General features: G+C 57.6%; 17 protein-coding genes and 2 pseudogenes. 12 read left to right on the plus strand and 7 right to left on the minus strand.

What is annotated here, in order from left to right:
* The coding region (locus tag EIY71_RS27775; protein ID WP_134023886.1) for a DNA cytosine methyltransferase at window positions 1–859 on the minus strand (859 nt) is incomplete at its 3' end.
* Between the two features lie 549 nt (window positions 860–1,408).
* Between EIY71_RS27775 and EIY71_RS27780 the strand changes: the two genes are divergently transcribed.
* Together EIY71_RS27780 and EIY71_RS27785 are read left to right on the plus strand one after the other, a co-directional pair.
* Window positions 1,409–1,918, plus strand: coding sequence for a Bro-N domain-containing protein (locus EIY71_RS27780; RefSeq protein ID WP_129974041.1), 510 nt, complete (start codon window positions 1,409–1,411; stop codon window positions 1,916–1,918).
* A gap of 171 nt (window positions 1,919–2,089) precedes the next feature.
* A complete protein-coding gene (locus tag EIY71_RS27785) occupies window positions 2,090–3,076 on the plus strand; it encodes a hypothetical protein (RefSeq protein WP_134023888.1) in 987 nt (328 codons plus the stop codon).
* A gap of 3 nt (window positions 3,077–3,079) precedes the next feature.
* Here EIY71_RS27785 and EIY71_RS27790 read toward each other — a convergent pair whose 3' ends face one another.
* The 3 genes from EIY71_RS27790 to EIY71_RS27800 form a co-directional block, all read right to left on the minus strand.
* Window positions 3,080–4,276, minus strand: coding sequence for a hypothetical protein (locus EIY71_RS27790; protein WP_134023890.1), 1,197 nt, complete (start codon window positions 4,274–4,276; stop codon window positions 3,080–3,082).
* A gap of 86 nt (window positions 4,277–4,362) precedes the next feature.
* Complete coding sequence (locus tag EIY71_RS27795) at window positions 4,363–5,082, minus strand: hypothetical protein (RefSeq protein ID WP_134023892.1); 720 nt, start codon at window positions 5,080–5,082, stop codon at window positions 4,363–4,365.
* Between the two features lie 55 nt (window positions 5,083–5,137).
* On the minus strand, window positions 5,138–5,953 hold the full coding sequence (locus tag EIY71_RS27800) for a sulfite exporter TauE/SafE family protein (protein ID WP_102717820.1): 816 nt from the start codon (window positions 5,951–5,953) through the stop codon (window positions 5,138–5,140).
* A gap of 112 nt (window positions 5,954–6,065) precedes the next feature.
* On the opposite strand from EIY71_RS27800, the gene EIY71_RS27805 reads away from it, so the two are divergent.
* Together EIY71_RS27805 and EIY71_RS27810 are read left to right on the plus strand one after the other, a co-directional pair.
* A complete protein-coding gene (locus tag EIY71_RS27805) occupies window positions 6,066–6,833 on the plus strand; it encodes a helix-turn-helix domain-containing protein (RefSeq protein WP_134023894.1) in 768 nt (255 codons plus the stop codon).
* A gap of 93 nt (window positions 6,834–6,926) precedes the next feature.
* The gene (locus EIY71_RS27810; protein ID WP_134023896.1) at window positions 6,927–7,238 is read left to right on the plus strand and encodes an XRE family transcriptional regulator; all 312 of its coding nucleotides are present in this window, start codon (window positions 6,927–6,929) and stop codon (window positions 7,236–7,238) included.
* Window positions 7,239–7,276: 38 nt separating this feature from the next.
* Here the strand turns inward: EIY71_RS27810 and EIY71_RS27815 are convergent, their stop codons facing one another.
* Entirely contained in the window at window positions 7,277–8,329 is a 1,053-nt protein-coding gene (locus EIY71_RS27815) for an MBL fold metallo-hydrolase (RefSeq protein ID WP_134023898.1), read from the minus strand.
* Window positions 8,330–8,543: 214 nt separating this feature from the next.
* On the opposite strand from EIY71_RS27815, the gene EIY71_RS27820 reads away from it, so the two are divergent.
* The 4 genes and pseudogenes from EIY71_RS27820 to EIY71_RS29045 all read left to right on the plus strand — a co-directional run.
* Entirely contained in the window at window positions 8,544–9,152 is a 609-nt protein-coding gene (locus EIY71_RS27820; RefSeq protein ID WP_134023900.1) for a TetR/AcrR family transcriptional regulator, read from the plus strand.
* 146 nt (window positions 9,153–9,298) lie between these two features.
* Window positions 9,299–10,351, plus strand: coding sequence for a diguanylate cyclase (locus EIY71_RS27825; protein ID WP_134023912.1), 1,053 nt, complete (start codon window positions 9,299–9,301; stop codon window positions 10,349–10,351).
* A gap of 264 nt (window positions 10,352–10,615) precedes the next feature.
* Window positions 10,616–11,299 (plus strand): annotated as a pseudogene (locus tag EIY71_RS29040) (PAS domain-containing protein); the annotation flags it as partial.
* 108 nt (window positions 11,300–11,407) lie between these two features.
* Window positions 11,408–11,845 (plus strand): annotated as a pseudogene (locus EIY71_RS29045) (methyl-accepting chemotaxis protein); the annotation flags it as partial.
* Window positions 11,846–11,851: 6 nt separating this feature from the next.
* Here EIY71_RS29045 and EIY71_RS27835 read toward each other — a convergent pair.
* The gene (locus EIY71_RS27835) at window positions 11,852–12,730 is read right to left on the minus strand and encodes a LysR family transcriptional regulator (protein WP_372239318.1); all 879 of its coding nucleotides are present in this window, start codon (window positions 12,728–12,730) and stop codon (window positions 11,852–11,854) included.
* A 78-nt stretch (window positions 12,731–12,808) separates the two neighbouring features.
* Between EIY71_RS27835 and EIY71_RS27840 the strand changes: the two genes are divergently transcribed.
* A complete protein-coding gene (locus EIY71_RS27840; protein ID WP_134023904.1) occupies window positions 12,809–13,516 on the plus strand; it encodes a CTP synthase in 708 nt (235 codons plus the stop codon).
* A complete protein-coding gene (locus tag EIY71_RS27845; RefSeq protein WP_134023906.1) occupies window positions 13,513–13,827 on the plus strand; it encodes an antibiotic biosynthesis monooxygenase in 315 nt (104 codons plus the stop codon). Before EIY71_RS27840 ends, EIY71_RS27845 begins: the two co-directional genes overlap by 4 nt.
* Window positions 13,828–13,883: 56 nt before the next feature.
* Here the strand turns inward: EIY71_RS27845 and EIY71_RS27850 are convergent, their stop codons facing one another.
* A complete protein-coding gene (locus tag EIY71_RS27850; RefSeq protein WP_039773311.1) occupies window positions 13,884–14,210 on the minus strand; it encodes a DUF2025 family protein in 327 nt (108 codons plus the stop codon).
* A gap of 215 nt (window positions 14,211–14,425) precedes the next feature.
* Here EIY71_RS27850 and EIY71_RS27855 point away from each other — a divergent pair, with 215 nt between their 5' ends.
* Window positions 14,426–15,553, plus strand: coding sequence for a glycerophosphodiester phosphodiesterase (locus EIY71_RS27855; protein ID WP_134023908.1), 1,128 nt, complete (start codon window positions 14,426–14,428; stop codon window positions 15,551–15,553).
* A 138-nt stretch (window positions 15,554–15,691) separates the two neighbouring features.
* Window positions 15,692–15,997, plus strand: a complete 306-nt coding sequence (locus tag EIY71_RS27860; protein ID WP_134023910.1) for a PepSY domain-containing protein — start codon at window positions 15,692–15,694, stop codon at window positions 15,995–15,997.
* The last annotated feature ends 218 nt before the right edge of the window (window positions 15,998–16,215 follow it).

Consider the following 16,215-nt stretch of genomic DNA (forward strand, 5'->3'; position numbering starts at 1 on the left):
CTTGCTCCAGATGCTTAGTAATTCTCGGTAGATCCCTAAGTGCCTCTTCTGCAGTCACCGCTGGCTCGCAATCTGATTTTACTGCGACAGGCGGATGAATGAAGTATTTCTCCTCTCCAAGGAGATCAGAGCTTATAGTCTTCAAAGCAACTTTCCGACTATTATCGTATCCTTTTGGCAAACTAATCCAGTTAGTCGGAGCAGGAAAACTTACACGCTTCTTCAGCTCTTTAGAATAGGCTATCAAAAACATTCTTTCGCGCATTTCGGGCACACCGAAATACACCGCATTCAAAAGCGTATATCCGCAATCATATCCAAGATCATCCAGCGTCTCGCAGACTTCCTCTGCAATATTATGCCCCCCATAATTTAACACATCGGGCACATTTTCCATTAAAATTGCAACTGGTTTCAACTCTCGTACAAAATGCAAATAACGCAAATATAGATTCCCGCGAGGGTCCTGTTTAAAGGCCTGCGGATGTTCTGCTACTTCCCTAAGCTTTGCACGACCGACTCGCGCGAAAGCTTGGCAAGGGGGCCCACCAACGATGACATCAATAGCTCTGTCCGCATCTCCCTCAAACCCCATGTCACGCATAAAACTAGATGGTTCGATGAGCGTTATATCGTGTGCCTGTGCATGTTTCTCAAAAAGTTCGGGAGAAAGCCCCTTGTGAAAATTGATAGCATGTGAACGAGCTGCATGAGCATCAAATTCAATAGCGGCTGCGTTCTTGAAACCAGCGCGGTCAAAACCGAGAGATATCCCGCCGCAACCCGCAAATAGGTCCAGAACCTTGGGAGTGCCACCATTTTGTATACGTGCAATTTTTTCTCTATGGATCTCTCTCATAACGATCTTGAACAGCCTGATTCAAAACGCTTGAGTATATAGGAGGTAGATTCCTGTAGCAGCATCATATGGAGGTCGATTAGCCGAAGAATGCGATTTGTTTAATGCGCAAACGCCTTGTCCTCAGCTCAATGGCAATGAGCTACCGCTCCCCCCTACCAAATGTCTCCCATCACCTCATTATCTCAGGGCAAAACGCCATAGCTTGACCACATTTCCTCAACGAAATAGTCTTTAGATTCGGCGCCTAAGAAACGCCACAACCAGAGCGGTCCTCCGCACCCGACAGTCATGCGGCTTTTTTTCGTCTGCGGTTTCTCTACGCCTGCGAAAAATCCCGTTATGTCGGGAGTGGGCGAATACAAGACCCGAAAGGGGAATATGTCCGGCCCGTCTCTGGTGGGTTTCTTAGCTCCCGACACCCTTAACGAATGCCCTAAGAAAGCAGCCAGAGGTAAATGGAAATGCCTGACTACTCAGCCTTCACGATGAAGGCGAATCGCTGTACCCGCCATTCGATTCCCGTGCTCCCGACTCGGGAGGCACGTCATGTCTGAACCTCTTCTTCCAACTCGATTTGTCCGTAACAAAACCCACCTGCATGCCCTTCTTGTGGAGAACCAAGCCTGGTTCTGCGTCCATGAACTGGGGCGTCTGATGGGCAAATATCTGGATGAGCGACAGCTACGCAAACTCGATGCCGATCAGCGGCAGATGATGTGCGTGGAGACCTACGGCGAGCCCGGAGAACATCTGATGGTGAGCGAGTCAGGTGTGTATGCGCTGCTGATCTATCACTACTGTCCCGAGTATCGGCAGCTTCGTGAATGGGTGACGCATCAGGTTGTGCCTGCGCTGCGAGATGCCCGTCCGACGCGCTCGGTCGAGCGTCCGATACTGAGTGTTTTGAGCTGGCCCAAGATGTCGTTGAGCACGTTGCACTGGCAGGATGAGCCGTGGATTCGGTTGCGGGACATGCCGTGTTTGCTGGCGGAGGATCCGTTCAATCGTGAGAAATCCTGGTGGCGTAAAGCTTCACGAATGCTGCGTACTTACTGACATCAAAAAACCGCTGCTTGAGTTTTCAAGCAGCGGTTTTTTATGGCCCGGAGTTCTTGGGAGGACAATCGTCAGCAGACTGGTTCTGCATCATTCTGAAAACAATCAGTGCAACCCACCCCACCACCCGCTATTAATACCCCTCCCCCACTCAAGGACCCGAGCCCCACCATGAAATTCGATCTCGCCTACTGCCTCAGCCTCGACGACAAACTGTCGATCTATGACGTTCGCGATCTCAATTTCGATGAGACGGTGGCGTTCGACTCCGCGAAGGAACACTTCCAGTGCCCCAACGACGCCTGTCGTTCGGCGTTCGATGCGTCCAACGAGTTGGGTACGTTCAACGCCAAGAACGTGAATTACGTGCGCACGCCGCACTTCAAGAATCTGCCCGGTACGCAGCATGTGGCGGGTTGTCCGTATGTGAGTTTGAAGACGTCGGCGTCGGGGGTTGAGGCGGCGGATGGGGAAACGGATGACGGGCGGGAGGAGCATTTCCCGTCGGAGTTGTTGCTGACGCGCCGTGAGTATGTGCGCAAGCCTGCCGCGCCGGCGGGGGCCGCGGATGTGGTGCGGGATGATCCGGTGCGGGTGGCGGCTACCCCCTCAAAAGAGTCGCCGAGTCGTGAGTCGGCACCGGACAAGACCAGTGTCTTCGCTCACCCCGTGGAATGTTTTGTGTCGAACTTCGCGGACAAGGAATTGCTCAAGCGCATGCCGTTGAAGATTGGCGAGCATACGGCGCCGTACAGTTCGTTCTTCAAGAAGATCGAGTATTTGATGGACAACAAGGGGCTGATTTACTGGGGCCGGATCAAGAAGATCGAGGACTTTCACAGCGCCAGTTTCCGGATCGATTTCGAGGACAAGGTCTGGTTCAAGAAACCGGATGACAGCAAGAAGAAGCCTTATCCGGTCAGTGTCTATCTCAACAAGAAGCTGATCGACAACTACCGCAAGCGCAGGGCGTTTCTGGAAGAGATCAAGCACGCCATTGATAGCGACAAGGAGTTGTTCTGCTTCTTCTATGGTGTGACGCCGGAGTTGAAGCAGGTGCCGGGCAAGAAGAACCCCGAAAAGCCTTTCGAGGTCTTCAATGCCAATATCGAGAACCTGGATCACTTCATCATTCGTGAAGCGCCGGGTCTGGCGTGATGGTCAGCCCTGGGGCGGTTGCAGTTTGACGGCGCCGGGGTGTTGTTTTATGAGGGAGTACGGCAGGACTGACCAGTCCGGCGCATCGCAGGCGCGGGCGACGCGAGCGAAGTAGGCGCCCAGGTACAGACCTTTCGGAGTGAAGTGCCAGGACGGATAGCCCCAGATGCTTTCATCGGTATAGTCGCAACTGTCTTCATCGCCCTCCGCTGGCTTCTTCATCTCTTCTGGGTAGAGCGCGGTGAGTTGTTTGATCAGCCACGGCACCAGCACTTCGCGCTGGTAAGTCGAGCGCGCTGAACTTTCTTGTTCACTCAGCGGCTGATCGCCCAGACTATCGCGCTCGGCGTGCAGCAAAGGTTTGCCCTCGCCTACCCACAACACATCTTCCAGCGACAACGGATGGCCGGTGTTCACGTCGATGTTGAGCGGTGAATCGCCGAAGTCCGGATGCGCGCCGCCGCAGTAATAACTGGTCGAGATGTTCAGGCTGACCACGGCTGGCGAGATCAGTTGAGGTTGGGCCTGCTGCATGAACTCGACGTTTTCTCCGCCCTGCAACTGGCAGCCGTGATAGCTGATGACCTCGCTCCACAAACGCCCGAGCAACTGTTGGTTGACCCGCTGCAGGTCATTTTTCGGCAGGCCGGATTCCACGGTAAACAATGCGATCTTCGACTCGGGCTCCGTCCACCATTGCAAGGTGTAGCCCATGAAATCTTCTTTCTTCGTGGCTTTGAGCTTGAGCCCCTGTAGCCGCAGATATTCGTACGGTTCGCTGGCGGGCAGCGTGGCGATGAAGGGCAAAGTTGTGGAGACCGGCGCCGCAAGTTTGGCCTCGGAGAGTTGCACCGCAAGTTTTTTGCCCTGAGGGCTTTGCCATTCGCCCTGCCAACCGTGGGCGGTGGATTTCAGTTTGAGGGTCGGCAGCGGCTTGTCGTCACCGTAGCGATTGTTGCCCTCGACCAACGTCAGCGTGCTGTCCTGCAACGCACCGCTCAGAGGCAGGTCGCGATGGTATTTCTCATAGAAGTAGCGACCGGTCACTTCATCCGGCTGCTGTGTATTGAGCTCAACCACAATCGGCGTCTTGCCCAGCGTGCCGGTGAACACACGTCTGCCGTCGTCAGCCTGAGCGGTGGAAAGCAGTGAAAACAGTACGGTGGCGTATGGCGCCAGGCGCAACAGTCCCTTGAGCATGGATCGATCCCTGAGTGAGTCGGACGTCGCGCCGGGACGTGAGTGCCGGCGCTGGTGAATGCGGGGCGGATTATGGCGGGGGTGGCTTAAGTAATCGAGTTTTGTCGGTTGTACTCTTCCAGCCAGGCTTCGCGCTCGACTGCTGCTATCTCCCGATACACTTGCATGCGGCGCGTCTTTGCCGCTTGAACTTCGTCCTCATCCAGAGCGCAATAACGACGAAGCCAATGAACGGTCATCTCCTCATCCGGGTAGTAGTAACCCTTGGCGCCCTTGCTGTTTCTCGGGGTGTCGTTCATCTGCGCGTCGAACACCATGGCTGCGACTTCATCAGGCGGTAAACAACCGGCCCCTGCGGCCTTGTCCCGGAAGACCCAGGCAATTTCATCGATGTGTTTCTGTGCGCTGCGATGGCTGCGGCGATAGAACTGCTGCGGTCGACACATCCACTGGAATCGCTCAATCAACGGTTCAATATCAATCCACTCGGAGAGCCCGTGATGGGTTGCATGAAGCATGACACCGTTGAACCAGCGATCAGCGAATTGCCCCACAAATGCATCCAGATCGGCCTTTTTCGTGTCGGCGAAAACCATGCAATAGCGAGTCTTGATATGCATGGCGAACAGCACATGCTTTCGTTGCACGGTGATCGCATGCACCAGCCACTGCTCGACAGCACTGTCCATCTCATCATCTTCAATGGTTGATGACGGCGGGTCCAAATCCACCGGGGTGATTTTTTTGCCCTGGTGAACGCGGCTGAAGAATTTGCTGGCAGCTTCGGTGCAATTGAAGATCAGCATCCTTGATCTCTGATAAATACTGGGGACGATGGATTATGGGTCTGTCGGTAGACGATTACTTCATCGACATTCCCAACATCACAATAACCAACAATCCAATATAAACCCAAGCATGCACCCGATCCGGTATCCGCCCGATCCACGGCGTGGCAAGTCGAATCCCCAGCAACGATCCGAGCGTCAGCACCGCAAACGCCAGCAGATCCACATACCCGACAAACCATGGCCCCAAGTCGGTCTCGCTGAAACCGGCCAGCGCCATGTAAGTCAGGGTGCCCGCCAGTGCCACCGGCACGCTCAACGGATTGGCCATCGACGTTGCCTGCGACATGCTCAACCCGCAACGCCGCAATAACGGCACGGTCATGACGCTTCCTCCTACGCCGAGAAAGGTTGCGATGGCGCCAATGCCTACACCGCCGCCGGACGTTTCCAGTGTTCCCAATCGCCGTGGGATGGCGCCTTCGGACTGCGTAAGAAATCCGCGTCGCAGCAGGCAGTCGACAATCGTCACGCCGAGGTAGGCGATGAAGGCATAACGAATGACTTCGCCGCTGACCCACACCGCTGCGATTGCACCGACGACCGCGCCCAATCCGATGAACCCGCCCAACGGCCACAGGTAATCACGGATGAGATTGCCGGCGCGGCGATGTTTATCGGTGGCGACCAGGGCGTTGACGATCATGACGCAGGTCGAGGTGGCGACGGCGATGTGCATGGCGGATTGGCTGATCGGGTCGTCAGCGCCGTGACTGGCGGTGAGCATCCGATATAGCAGCGGCACGACGACGAAGCCGCCGCCGAAGCCGAAGAGCACGGCGGTGACGCCGGTCAGGCAGCCGAAGAGTGTCAGCAGGAGGTAGAACATGGCGCGTAGTCCGTTGTTTGAGAGCGGTCGACGATAGAGCGGCGGCGCTTGGCCTGCTTCAGCAAGTCAGCCAATAATGTTTGCGTTTACGCCAACTGCCGGGTACCGCTCGATGCGCAATGTTTCGATCAATCTGCTGGATGACACTCAGCGCCCGGTGGTGGCGATCGGTACGGATTATTCCCACGGCTATCTGTTGCCACGTCATACGCATCGGCGGGCGCAATTGTTGTACGGCGCGACCGGGGTGATGCAGGTCAGCACGCATGACGGCAACTGGGTGGTGCCGCCGCAGCGGGCGGTGTGGATTCCGCCGGGGGTGGCGCATGAGGTGTTGATGCTCGGGGTCAGCACTCGCAGTTTGTATATCGAGCCGGGGACGGTGGATCTGGGTGAGCGTTGTCAGGTGATCAGTGTGCCGCCGTTGATGCGGCACTTGCTGATGGAGGCCGTGGAGTTGCCGCTGACCTATGACCTGACCGGGCGTGACGGCGTGCTGGTCGACTTGTTGCTGCATGAATTGGTGCGCAGTGCACCACTTCCGTTGCATATCCCGCTGCCTTCTGACGGAAGACTGCTTGAGCTGTGTCAGACCTTTCTGCATCAGCCGAATGCCCATCAATCACCCCAGCAATGGGCCGATCAGCTGCACGTAAGCTTACGCACCTTCAACAGACTGTTTCGTCAGCAGACCGGCCTGAGTTTCAGTCAATGGCGCCAGCGCGCCTGCGTGGTATTGGCGCTGGCACGCCTGGCGGCGGGTGAAGCGGTGACGCGGATTGCCCTGGATTTCGGCTATGACAGCCCGGCGGCGTTCTCGACGATGTTCCGCCGGATCCTCGGTCAGGCACCGTCCGTCTGGTTGGAGGCGGCGAACTAGGGCAAATCAAAAAATGAGTTTGATCCCGGCCGAAAACAACTGTACAAAAACACAGTACATTTTCCATCAGCACTCTCGAGCCCGGAGCACACCATGGCCTCTTCAGCGATGAACCTCATCCTCGAACGTATCGCCCTTTTCCAGTTCACCCCGACCCACTGCGCCCAGGCCCGAGGGATGTTGGGCTGGAGCATTGAACAGTTGTCGCGGGAGGCCAAGGTTTCAGTAGAGGACATTCAGCGGTTCGAAGCGCAGCAGGAAGTGGCGGATTCGGCGCGGCTGGCGTTGACCTATCGGTTTGAGGCGCATGGGTTGGTGTTCTTTCCGGGGTTTGCGCCGGGGCGTTCGACAAGCAATGGTTCGACAGCCGAATCAGTGCGTGGGGATTATGCGATGGCGGAGTGATTCGGTTCGCCTGATGGAGGCGAACCTGCACCAGTGAGTCAGGCCCCTTGGACCACCGCCTCACTCTCCCCTTCAACCGCCAACCACCACGCATTCCCGCGTTGGGGTTGTGCCAAGTTGAATGCCTCACCCATTTGCGGCGTGGTGATGGAAACACTGCGTTCCCAAGCCAGCGCAAGAATGCGGTCGAACGGTTCATGCCACGCATGCATCGCCAGGTCGAACGTGCCGTTGTGGATCGGGAAAAGCCAGCGGCCCTTGAGGTCGATGTGGGCTTGCAGGGTTTCCTCAGGTTGCATGTGCACGTGAGGCCATTCGACGTTATAGGCGCCAGTCTCCATCAGGGTCAGGTCGAACGGGCCGTACTGTTCGCCGATGCGTTTGAAGCCATCGAAGTAGCCGCTGTCGCCGCTGAAGAAGATGCGTTTGTCGCCGTCGATGATGACCCAGGATGCCCACAGGGTCTGGTTGCCATCGAACAGGCCGCGCCCGGAAAAGTGCTGCGACGGGGTGGCGATGAAGCGGATGCCGGCAACCTCGGTGCCCTGCCACCAGTCGAACTGGCGAATCTTGTCGGCATCGATGCCCCACTTGATAAGGGTGTCGCCGACGCCCAGCGGAGTCAGGAACACGTTGACCTTGTCCGCCAGTTTCAACACCGCTTCATAGTCGAGGTGGTCGTAGTGGTTGTGCGACAGGATCACGGCTTCGATCGGCGGCAATTCATCGATACTGATCGGCGGCTGATGGAAGCGTTTCGGCCCGGCCCATTGCACCGGCGACGCACGCTCGGCGAACACCGGGTCGGTGATCCAGAACTTGTCTTGCAGCTTCAGCAGCAAGGTCGAGTGGCCGAGGCGGTAGACACTAAGGTTGGGAGCGGCGATCAGGTCGGCGCGGGTCAGTGGCTGCACTGGAATGGCCGCCGCTGGCCGGGTGTTGCGCGGTTTGTGGAAGATCATGTTCCACATGATCCGCAGCATCTTGCGCACACCTTCGCGCTGCACCGGCGCGTGGTTGCGGAAAGTCCCTTCGGCCTGGCGCGAAGCTTCAGGTGCTGGACTAACCGCGGAAGAAATTGATTTGGCCATGACTGAAAGACTCCAGGAAAATCGCACAATTCACGGTTTTCCACGGTGGGACGATAGAGGGCCAAGGCACGCACGCATCAGCCGGACATCTGGTTTTAGGGTGCAGCGATTAAGGCAACATTACACTGAACGGTGTAGTTTCTAGGTTGCAACAAACCGGATGACAAGTAAACTGCCGAGTGTAATTTCACGCTTTTTCTGCCGAATCGAATTTATGACAGCTCCAACGCGCCTCACCGATCGCAAACGCGAAGCCATCATCCTCGCGGCCATTTCCGAGTTCCGGGCCAATGGTTTCGAGGTCACCAGCATGGACAAGATTGCGGCCACTGCCGGGGTGTCGAAGCGCACGGTGTATAACCATTTTCCGAGCAAGGAAGAGCTATTCGCCGAAATTCTCAACCAGTTGTGGGCACGGATCAGCACCGAGCAAGCCGTGTCATATCAGCCCGATCTGCCTTTGCGTGAGCAGTTGCGCCAAATGCTGTTTGCCAAACTGCAAATGATGGCGGACGACAATTTCATGAATCTGGCCCGTGTCGCCATCGCGGCCGCGATCCATTCGCCGGAGCGCGCGCAGAACATGGTGGCGCGTATGGGCGAACGTGAGGAAAGCGTGACGGTGTGGATTCGCGCCGCCCAGGCGGATGGTCGATTGAAACCGGTCGATCCGGAGTTCGCCGCGCATCAGGTGCAAGGATTGCTGAAGACCTTTGCCTTCTGGCCGCAGATCTCCATGGGCCAGCCCTCGCTCGACAGCACAGCGCAAAATGCCGTGGTCGACTCTGCTCTGGACATGTTCCTGGCTTGCTATCAGCTCTAGATTGGGCCTGCGCCACGGTAAATGGCTCACAAGGACACTGAATTTTCCCGCTGGAATAAATGACAATGTCTGTCATTGGCCGATGAACGGTCAGTCTGAAGAATTACACTGCAAAGTGTTTCAGAATGAATCTGGCGCAGAACACCATGGAAAACCAACGCGGCAAAGGCTTGTCATTCGCCAGGCGCATTTACTTGCCAAGGGCCATCGGACTGGGCATCGGTTTCTTCAGTGTGGGTGCCGCGCTGTATCCGTTGAACATGCCATCCTGGCTCTGGGCCGTGTTGCTGTTTAACGGCTTTCTCTGGCCGCATGTGGCCTATCAATGGTCGACCCGCTCGGCCTTTCCGTATCGCGCCGAACGCCGCAACCTGCTCTATGATTCGGTATTCGGTGGTTTCTGGACCGCCTGTTTCCAGTTCAATCCGCTGACCACCGTCACCATCCTGTCGATGATGACCATGAACAACGTGGCCGCCGGTGGCGTACGCCTGTTCTGGCTCGGCGCCCTCGCCCAGGTGATCGGCGTGCTGCTGGGCTGGTCAGTCTTCGGCGTCCATTTCACCCTGACAGCCACACAGACTCAGGTCTGGGCCTGCCTGCCGATGCTGACCCTTTATCCGCTGGCGCTGGGCATGGTCTGTTACCGGTTGGCGATCAAACTCGCCGAGCACAAACGCAGCTTGAGCGCCCTGAGCCGCACCGACAGCCTGACCGGCCTGCTCAACCACGGCGCCTGGAAAGACTTGCTGCATCTCAAGTTCCAGCAGTGCCGGCAGCACAATTCCCAAGCCATTCTGGCGTTGATCGACATCGATCATTTCAAGTCGATCAACGACAGTTACGGACACATCGTCGGCGATGCGGTGCTGCGGCAGTTAAGCCAAGAGCTGAAATTCGTACTCGACGAAAGCAAGCTGGCCGGGCGTTACGGTGGCGATGAATTCTGCGTGATCCTGCCCAACCTGCCCCTGAGCAAGGCTGAAGCGCTGATGGAGCAACTGCGTCAGGCACTGGATCGATACCGCCATCCCGACGTTTCCGAGCTGCGAGTCAGCCTGAGTATCGGGCTTGCTCGCTATCAAACCTCTTACGCCGATGCCCTTGAGTGGTTCGAAGATTCCGACAAGGCGTTGTACACGGCCAAGCACACGGGACGTAACACAATCAGCGTAGCGTTGAGCCGAACACCCGCCTGAAAAACTTGTACAAAATTGAGAAAAATCGATTTCTTGTACAAGTTTATAAAGTTTTGTATAAGTTAATCCGCCAGCCGGGATGCTGGCACACTGCTTCCAGCCATTGATATATCTGGCTGGCTGACGCGGAAACAGGGACCCCACCTTCAGTCCTATTTCCAGAGTGCCATGAACATGATTTTCAACCGCCACAAGACTGCCCTCGTCGATCTCCAAAACACCATCAACCAACAAGCCGGCCTGCTGGAGGCGATCAACCGCTCCATGGCAGTGATCGAATTCGACGTCGACGGTGTGGTTCTGCGCGCCAACGACAACTTCCTGAAAACCATGGGTTACACCCGCGAACAGGTAATCGGGCAGCCCCATCGCCATTTCTGTTCTCCAGAGTTTGCCCGTGGCAATCAGTACACCGAGTTGTGGTCGCGATTGAAAAGCGGCCAGTTCCAGTCTGGCACCTTTGAACGCATCGACAGCCAGGGCCGTCCGATCTGGCTCGAGGCCAGCTATAACCCGATCAAGGATGACTCGGGCCGCGTAGTGAAAGTGGTCAAGTACGCCATGGATGTCACCGCCAAAGTGCAGCAGGAAAGCGAAGCCAATGCAAAATTGCAGGCGATCGACCGCGCTATGGCGGTGATCGAATTCGATCTCGACGGCAATATCCTCACCGCCAATCAGAATTTTCTGACGCGCATGGGCTACACCCTCGCCGAACTCAAAGGCAAACATCACCGTTTGTTCTGCCCCGCGCAACTGGTCAACAGCAGCGCCTATCAGGATTTCTGGCGCCGGTTGAATCAGGGCGAACTGTTTCAGGGCCAGTTCGAACGCGTCGACAAACGCGGGCAGACCGTGTGGCTTGAAGCCAATTACAACCCGGTCTACGACGCCGCCGGCCGCTTGTGCAAAGTGGTGAAGTTCGCGTCGGACGTGACCGCTCGGGTCGAACAGCACGAACAGGATGCGCGCAGTGCGAGTGCCGCCTATCACATCTCCGTCGCCACCCGAAAAGTCGCCGAACAAGGCACTCAAGTCATTCAGCAAGCAGCCAGTGAAATGCGCGAAATTGCCGACGACATCGCCGAGTCTTCAACCTTGATCGCGCAGCTCGGCGAGCGCTCCGAGCAGATCACCGCCATCGTCAACACCATCCGCGCGATTGCCGATCAGACCAATCTGCTGGCCCTGAACGCCGCCATCGAAGCCGCCCGTGCCGGCGAGCAAGGTCGCGGCTTCGCCGTGGTGGCCGATGAAGTGCGGCAACTGGCAGCGCGCACCAGCGGGTCGACAGCGGAAATTTCCAACATGATCGGTCTGATCCAGTCGGAAACCCGTCAAGCTATCAAAAGCATGGATGGCACCCGAGGGCGAGCAGCGCAAGGTGTTGAGTTGGCGGATCAGGCCGGCACGGTGATTTTGCAGATCCGTGACGGCGCCAGCGAAGCGGTGGAAGCCGTGAGCATGTTCGCCAATGACCGCGCGCCGGGTTAAACGCGATCACCGCAACCGCAACGCCCGCCCCAGTTCATCGAACAGCGTGACCACCGAGCGCAACGCGCGGCAGTCCGGACGGGTCAGCAGCCACAGCGCGGTGTCGTAACCGTGCAAGGGTTCGCTGAGGGCTTGCAGCCCTTCATTGATGAGAAAGTCCGGTAACGCCGCCACGCCCAGTCCGGCGCGGACCAGTTCCGTTACGGACAGCATGCTGTTGCAGCGGTAGCTCGGCGTCACACCGGGCAACTGCTGGCGGCGCCAGGCGACGGTCGGGTGATCGGGCAGAAAGTCGTCCGGGGCGATCCAGGTCAGCGCCGCCAGATCGGCCGCTTCAACATTTTGTAGATAACGCTGACTGGCGCAGACCCGGTAGGAAATCTTCGCCAGCTCCCGTCCGACCAGATGCTCCGGCGGTGTACGTGTCAGGCGCAGGGCGATGTCGGCATCGCGGCGGCTGAGGTTGGCGAAATCGTTTGAGGTGCTCAGCTCGATGGTCAGCGCCGGGTAGTTCGGCATGAACTGCGCCAGCGCCGGCAGCAGCAGACCTTGCAACACCGAGTCGGTACAGGTCAGGCGCACCGTGCCGCTGACTACTTCGCCGCCCTGCTCCACACCAATACGCGCAGCTTCGAGTGCCTGCTCGGCGCGTTCGGCCTGCTCGGCCAGGGTTTGCGCGAGGCTGGTGGGCAGGTAACCGGCGCGGCTTTTTTCGAACAGTTGCTGACCGAGTGACGCTTCCAGTCGGCGCACGGCGCGAAACACCGTCGACACATCAACCCTCAACAGCTGCGCGGCCCGGGCCAGAGAGCCGCCGCGTACTAAAGCGAGGATCAGGGCCAGATCCGGGAAGTCGAGTTGATATTGCGTGGCTGCATTGATCACTTGGGCAAACGCCAATTTAGAGTGCGTGAACGCCAATCTATAGTGAGGTTCATTCCTCAACAAGCACAGCGAGTACTCATGGAATCCAGAGCCCTGCGCATCGCCCTGATCGGTGATTTCGATCCGCAAGTCACCGCCCACCAGGCCATCCCGGTTGCCCTCGGACTGGCGGCGGAACACCTTCGCCATCCGGTCGAATTCGAATGGTTGGCCACCGACCGAATCCTGCCCGAGACGCCGCTGGAACAATTCGACGGCTTCTGGTGTGTCCCGGCCAGCCCCTACAAAAGCGAAGACGGTGCCCTGCGAGCCATCCGCTTTGCCCGCGAGCAACAGCGACCGTTCCTCGGCACCTGCGGAGGTTTTCAGCATGCGGTGCTGGAGTTTTCCCGCCACGTGCTGGGCTGGGCCGACGCCGAACATGGCGAAACCTCGCCTGACTCGAGCCGCGCAGTGCTCACACCGCTGACCTGCTCTCTAGTGGAAGCGGTGGACAGCATTCATCTGGTGCCCGGTTCGTTGATCGCCAGTGCGTACGAAATGTCGGAAATTCGTGAAGGCTATCGCTGCCGCTACGGTGTGAATCCGCAGTTCGAACGGGAGTTGCTGACCCATGAACTACACGCTGTGGGTCACGACTCGGCAGGCGATCTGCGCGCCATCGAACTGAAAAACCATGTGTTCTTTGTCGCCACACTGTTCCAGCCGGAACGCGCAGCGCTCAAGGGGCAATTGCCACCACTGGTGCGGGCATTTGTTGAAGCCTGCTCGGAGCAATGTCGATGAAACCGGACACTGAGTGTTTCGCCGTGATCTTCACTTCGACCCGTACCGAGGGTGACAACGGCTACACCGAAGCGTCCGAGCGCATGATGCAGTTGGTCGCCGAGCAACCGGGGTTTCTCGGCATCGATTCGATCCGGGGGGCAGACGGGGTGGGGATTACGGTTTCGTACTGGGAGAGTGAGGCGGCGATTCTGGCCTGGCGCGAGCATCCGGAGCACCGGGTGATTCAGGCGCGCGGGCGGGCTGAGTGGTATTCGGCGTTTCATACGCGGGTGTGTCGGGTGGAGCGGGAGTATCGGTTCGGGAAATGAATATTGCGCCATCGTCAGCAGGCTGGCGATGGCGGCAAATGATTCACCGAAGCATCTCAGCCCTTCACCAGACTACGCACCGCCTCAATCTCCGGCACTTCGCGTTTACTCATGTAAACCCGCAAAGGCTCGGTGATGTTGATCCGGTCATCAATATTCTGGTCCAGCAGCAACTGGATCAGTTCGCGCTTGAGGGTCATGGTCTGTTCGGTGGTCGGTGCCCAGACGAATTCGCTGCACGGAATGATGCCGTCATCGGCCACGTCCATGCCGAACGAGTCCTCACTGAAGCGCACGATGTACTGTCCGGTCTTGCGGTTGAGGCCGACGAAGCCCTTGAGGTCGTCGGCGGCCTGGCAGATGAGTTGCGATGTGATGCGCATGGTAAACCTCACAAGAGTGATCGAAGGTTTACACGCAGGGCATTGAGGCGCGCCCTCTGCCGGGGCGGTTGCCGTGGCCAAGCGTACTGCAAACGAACGCACAAAAGTGCGCAAATTTTCGCTTTCAGTACGTTTATGTCGGTCTTGCGATAGCACGTTTTCGTTTGAGTTGCTAAAAGGGACATCTTCGAAAATACCTGCGAAAGGACCTCGACATGCCCGCCACCTTCACCAAAAGCGCACTGCTGCTGAGCCTGATGCTCGGCCTCGGCCAGGCCCACGCCGCCAGTCAGCCAAACCCGGTTGCGCTCGCTGCCTCCGAGGGCATTCCGCACCCGGCGGTGATCGCCCACCGTGGCGCGTCCTTCGATGCCCCGGAATCCACCGCCGCCTCCTACAAACTGGCGCGCGACCTGGGTGCCGATTACCTGGAAATGGACCTGCAGCGCAGCAAGGACGGCGTGCTGTTCGCCCTGCACGACGACAACCTGCAGCGCACCACCGACGTCGCCACCAAGTTCCCGGAACGCAAGGACAGCCCGGCCAATGCCTTCACCATGGCCGAACTGAAAACCCTCGACGCCGGCAGCTGGTACAACGCCAAGTACCCGGATCGCGCCCGCCCGTCTTACGTCGGTCTGAAGATTCTGACCCTCGACGAAATCATCGACATCGCCCAGGCCAACCCAAAGCACAAACCCGGCCTGTACATCGAAACCAAGGAGCCGAAGCTGTTCCCGGGGATCGAGCATGACCTGAAGGAAAAACTCCAGGCCCGTGGCTGGCTGGTTCCGGCCGGCGCCAAACCGGCTAAAAACGTCGCCAGCGTCGGCGAGAGCAACGGCAAGGTGATCCTGCAGACGTTCGAAAAGAGCAGCCTGGAAATGCTGCAAAAGGAAATGCCGCAGGTGCCGAAGATCCTGTTGCTGTGGGTCGGCGAAGGCAGCATCGAGCCGAAATCCAAAGTGACCTTTGCCGAATCCGGCGAGAAGGACAAGAACGCGTTCTACGGCAAGCAGGAGCCGAAATCCGAAGCCGAATTCAAGCAGTGGATCGACTACGCCAAGGCACAGGGCGCCATCGGCACCGGCCCTTCGGCGAAGCTGACCCACGGCGGCGATCAGAGCTATTCGGATCTGGTGCAGCCATGGATGAACAAATACACCCACGACAAGGGTCTGCTGGTGCACGTCTACACCGTGGATGAGCCAGTGGACTTCGAGAAAGTCATGGCCGCTGGCGTTGACGGCATCTTCACCAACCGCGCCAGCGAACTGCTGAAGTTCTACAAACGCCCGGCCGCCGCCAGTGTGGATCAGGTGTTGAAGAACAACGGCTTCTGATCTGTAAATCAGGGCGTCAGTATCGCGAGCAGGCTCGCTCCCTCGGGGAGTCCGGCCTGCCCGCTGCGTTTTAAGGGTGAGTTAAGTTGCGGCGATTAACCTGAACTCACTCAAACGAATCACCCAAAGGAATAACCGATGAAAACCTTGACTGCCCTGTTTACCGCTGCCGCCCTGACCCTCACCGCTGGCCTGGCCCAGGCTGACGTTCGCGTTGACCAGATCCCTGAACTGGTCAAGTCCGGCAAGATCAAGTCGCTGGAATCGATGAACGCAGAAGCGCTGAAACTGCATCCGGGTGCGACCATTACTGACACTGACCTGGATAACCACTTCAATGGTTATGAGTATGAAGTTGAGTTGCGTACTGCGGATGGCAAGGAGTTCGATGTGGACTTCGATGCAACGACCGGCAAGGTGCTGACCAACAAGCAAGACACTTGATTGGTTGATAAAACAAAGCCGCATGACTTTTGGGTTGTGCGGCTTTTTTGTGTCTGGTGTCTGGCTGAAACCATGTTTCGTCAGTCAGCCCCTACCCCCTCACTGTAGAGACCGGTACATCCTTTACACATTAGACCGGGGACATCGTTTACACCTTTTACAGGCTTGATACGCGGTTGGCACCGCGCTCAAGCCTGCCTAAACAGAAGTTGCAAAGG

This window comes from Pseudomonas sp. CH235, assembly GCF_004368175.1.
Classification (GTDB): domain Bacteria; phylum Pseudomonadota; class Gammaproteobacteria; order Pseudomonadales; family Pseudomonadaceae; genus Aquipseudomonas; species Aquipseudomonas paraglycinae.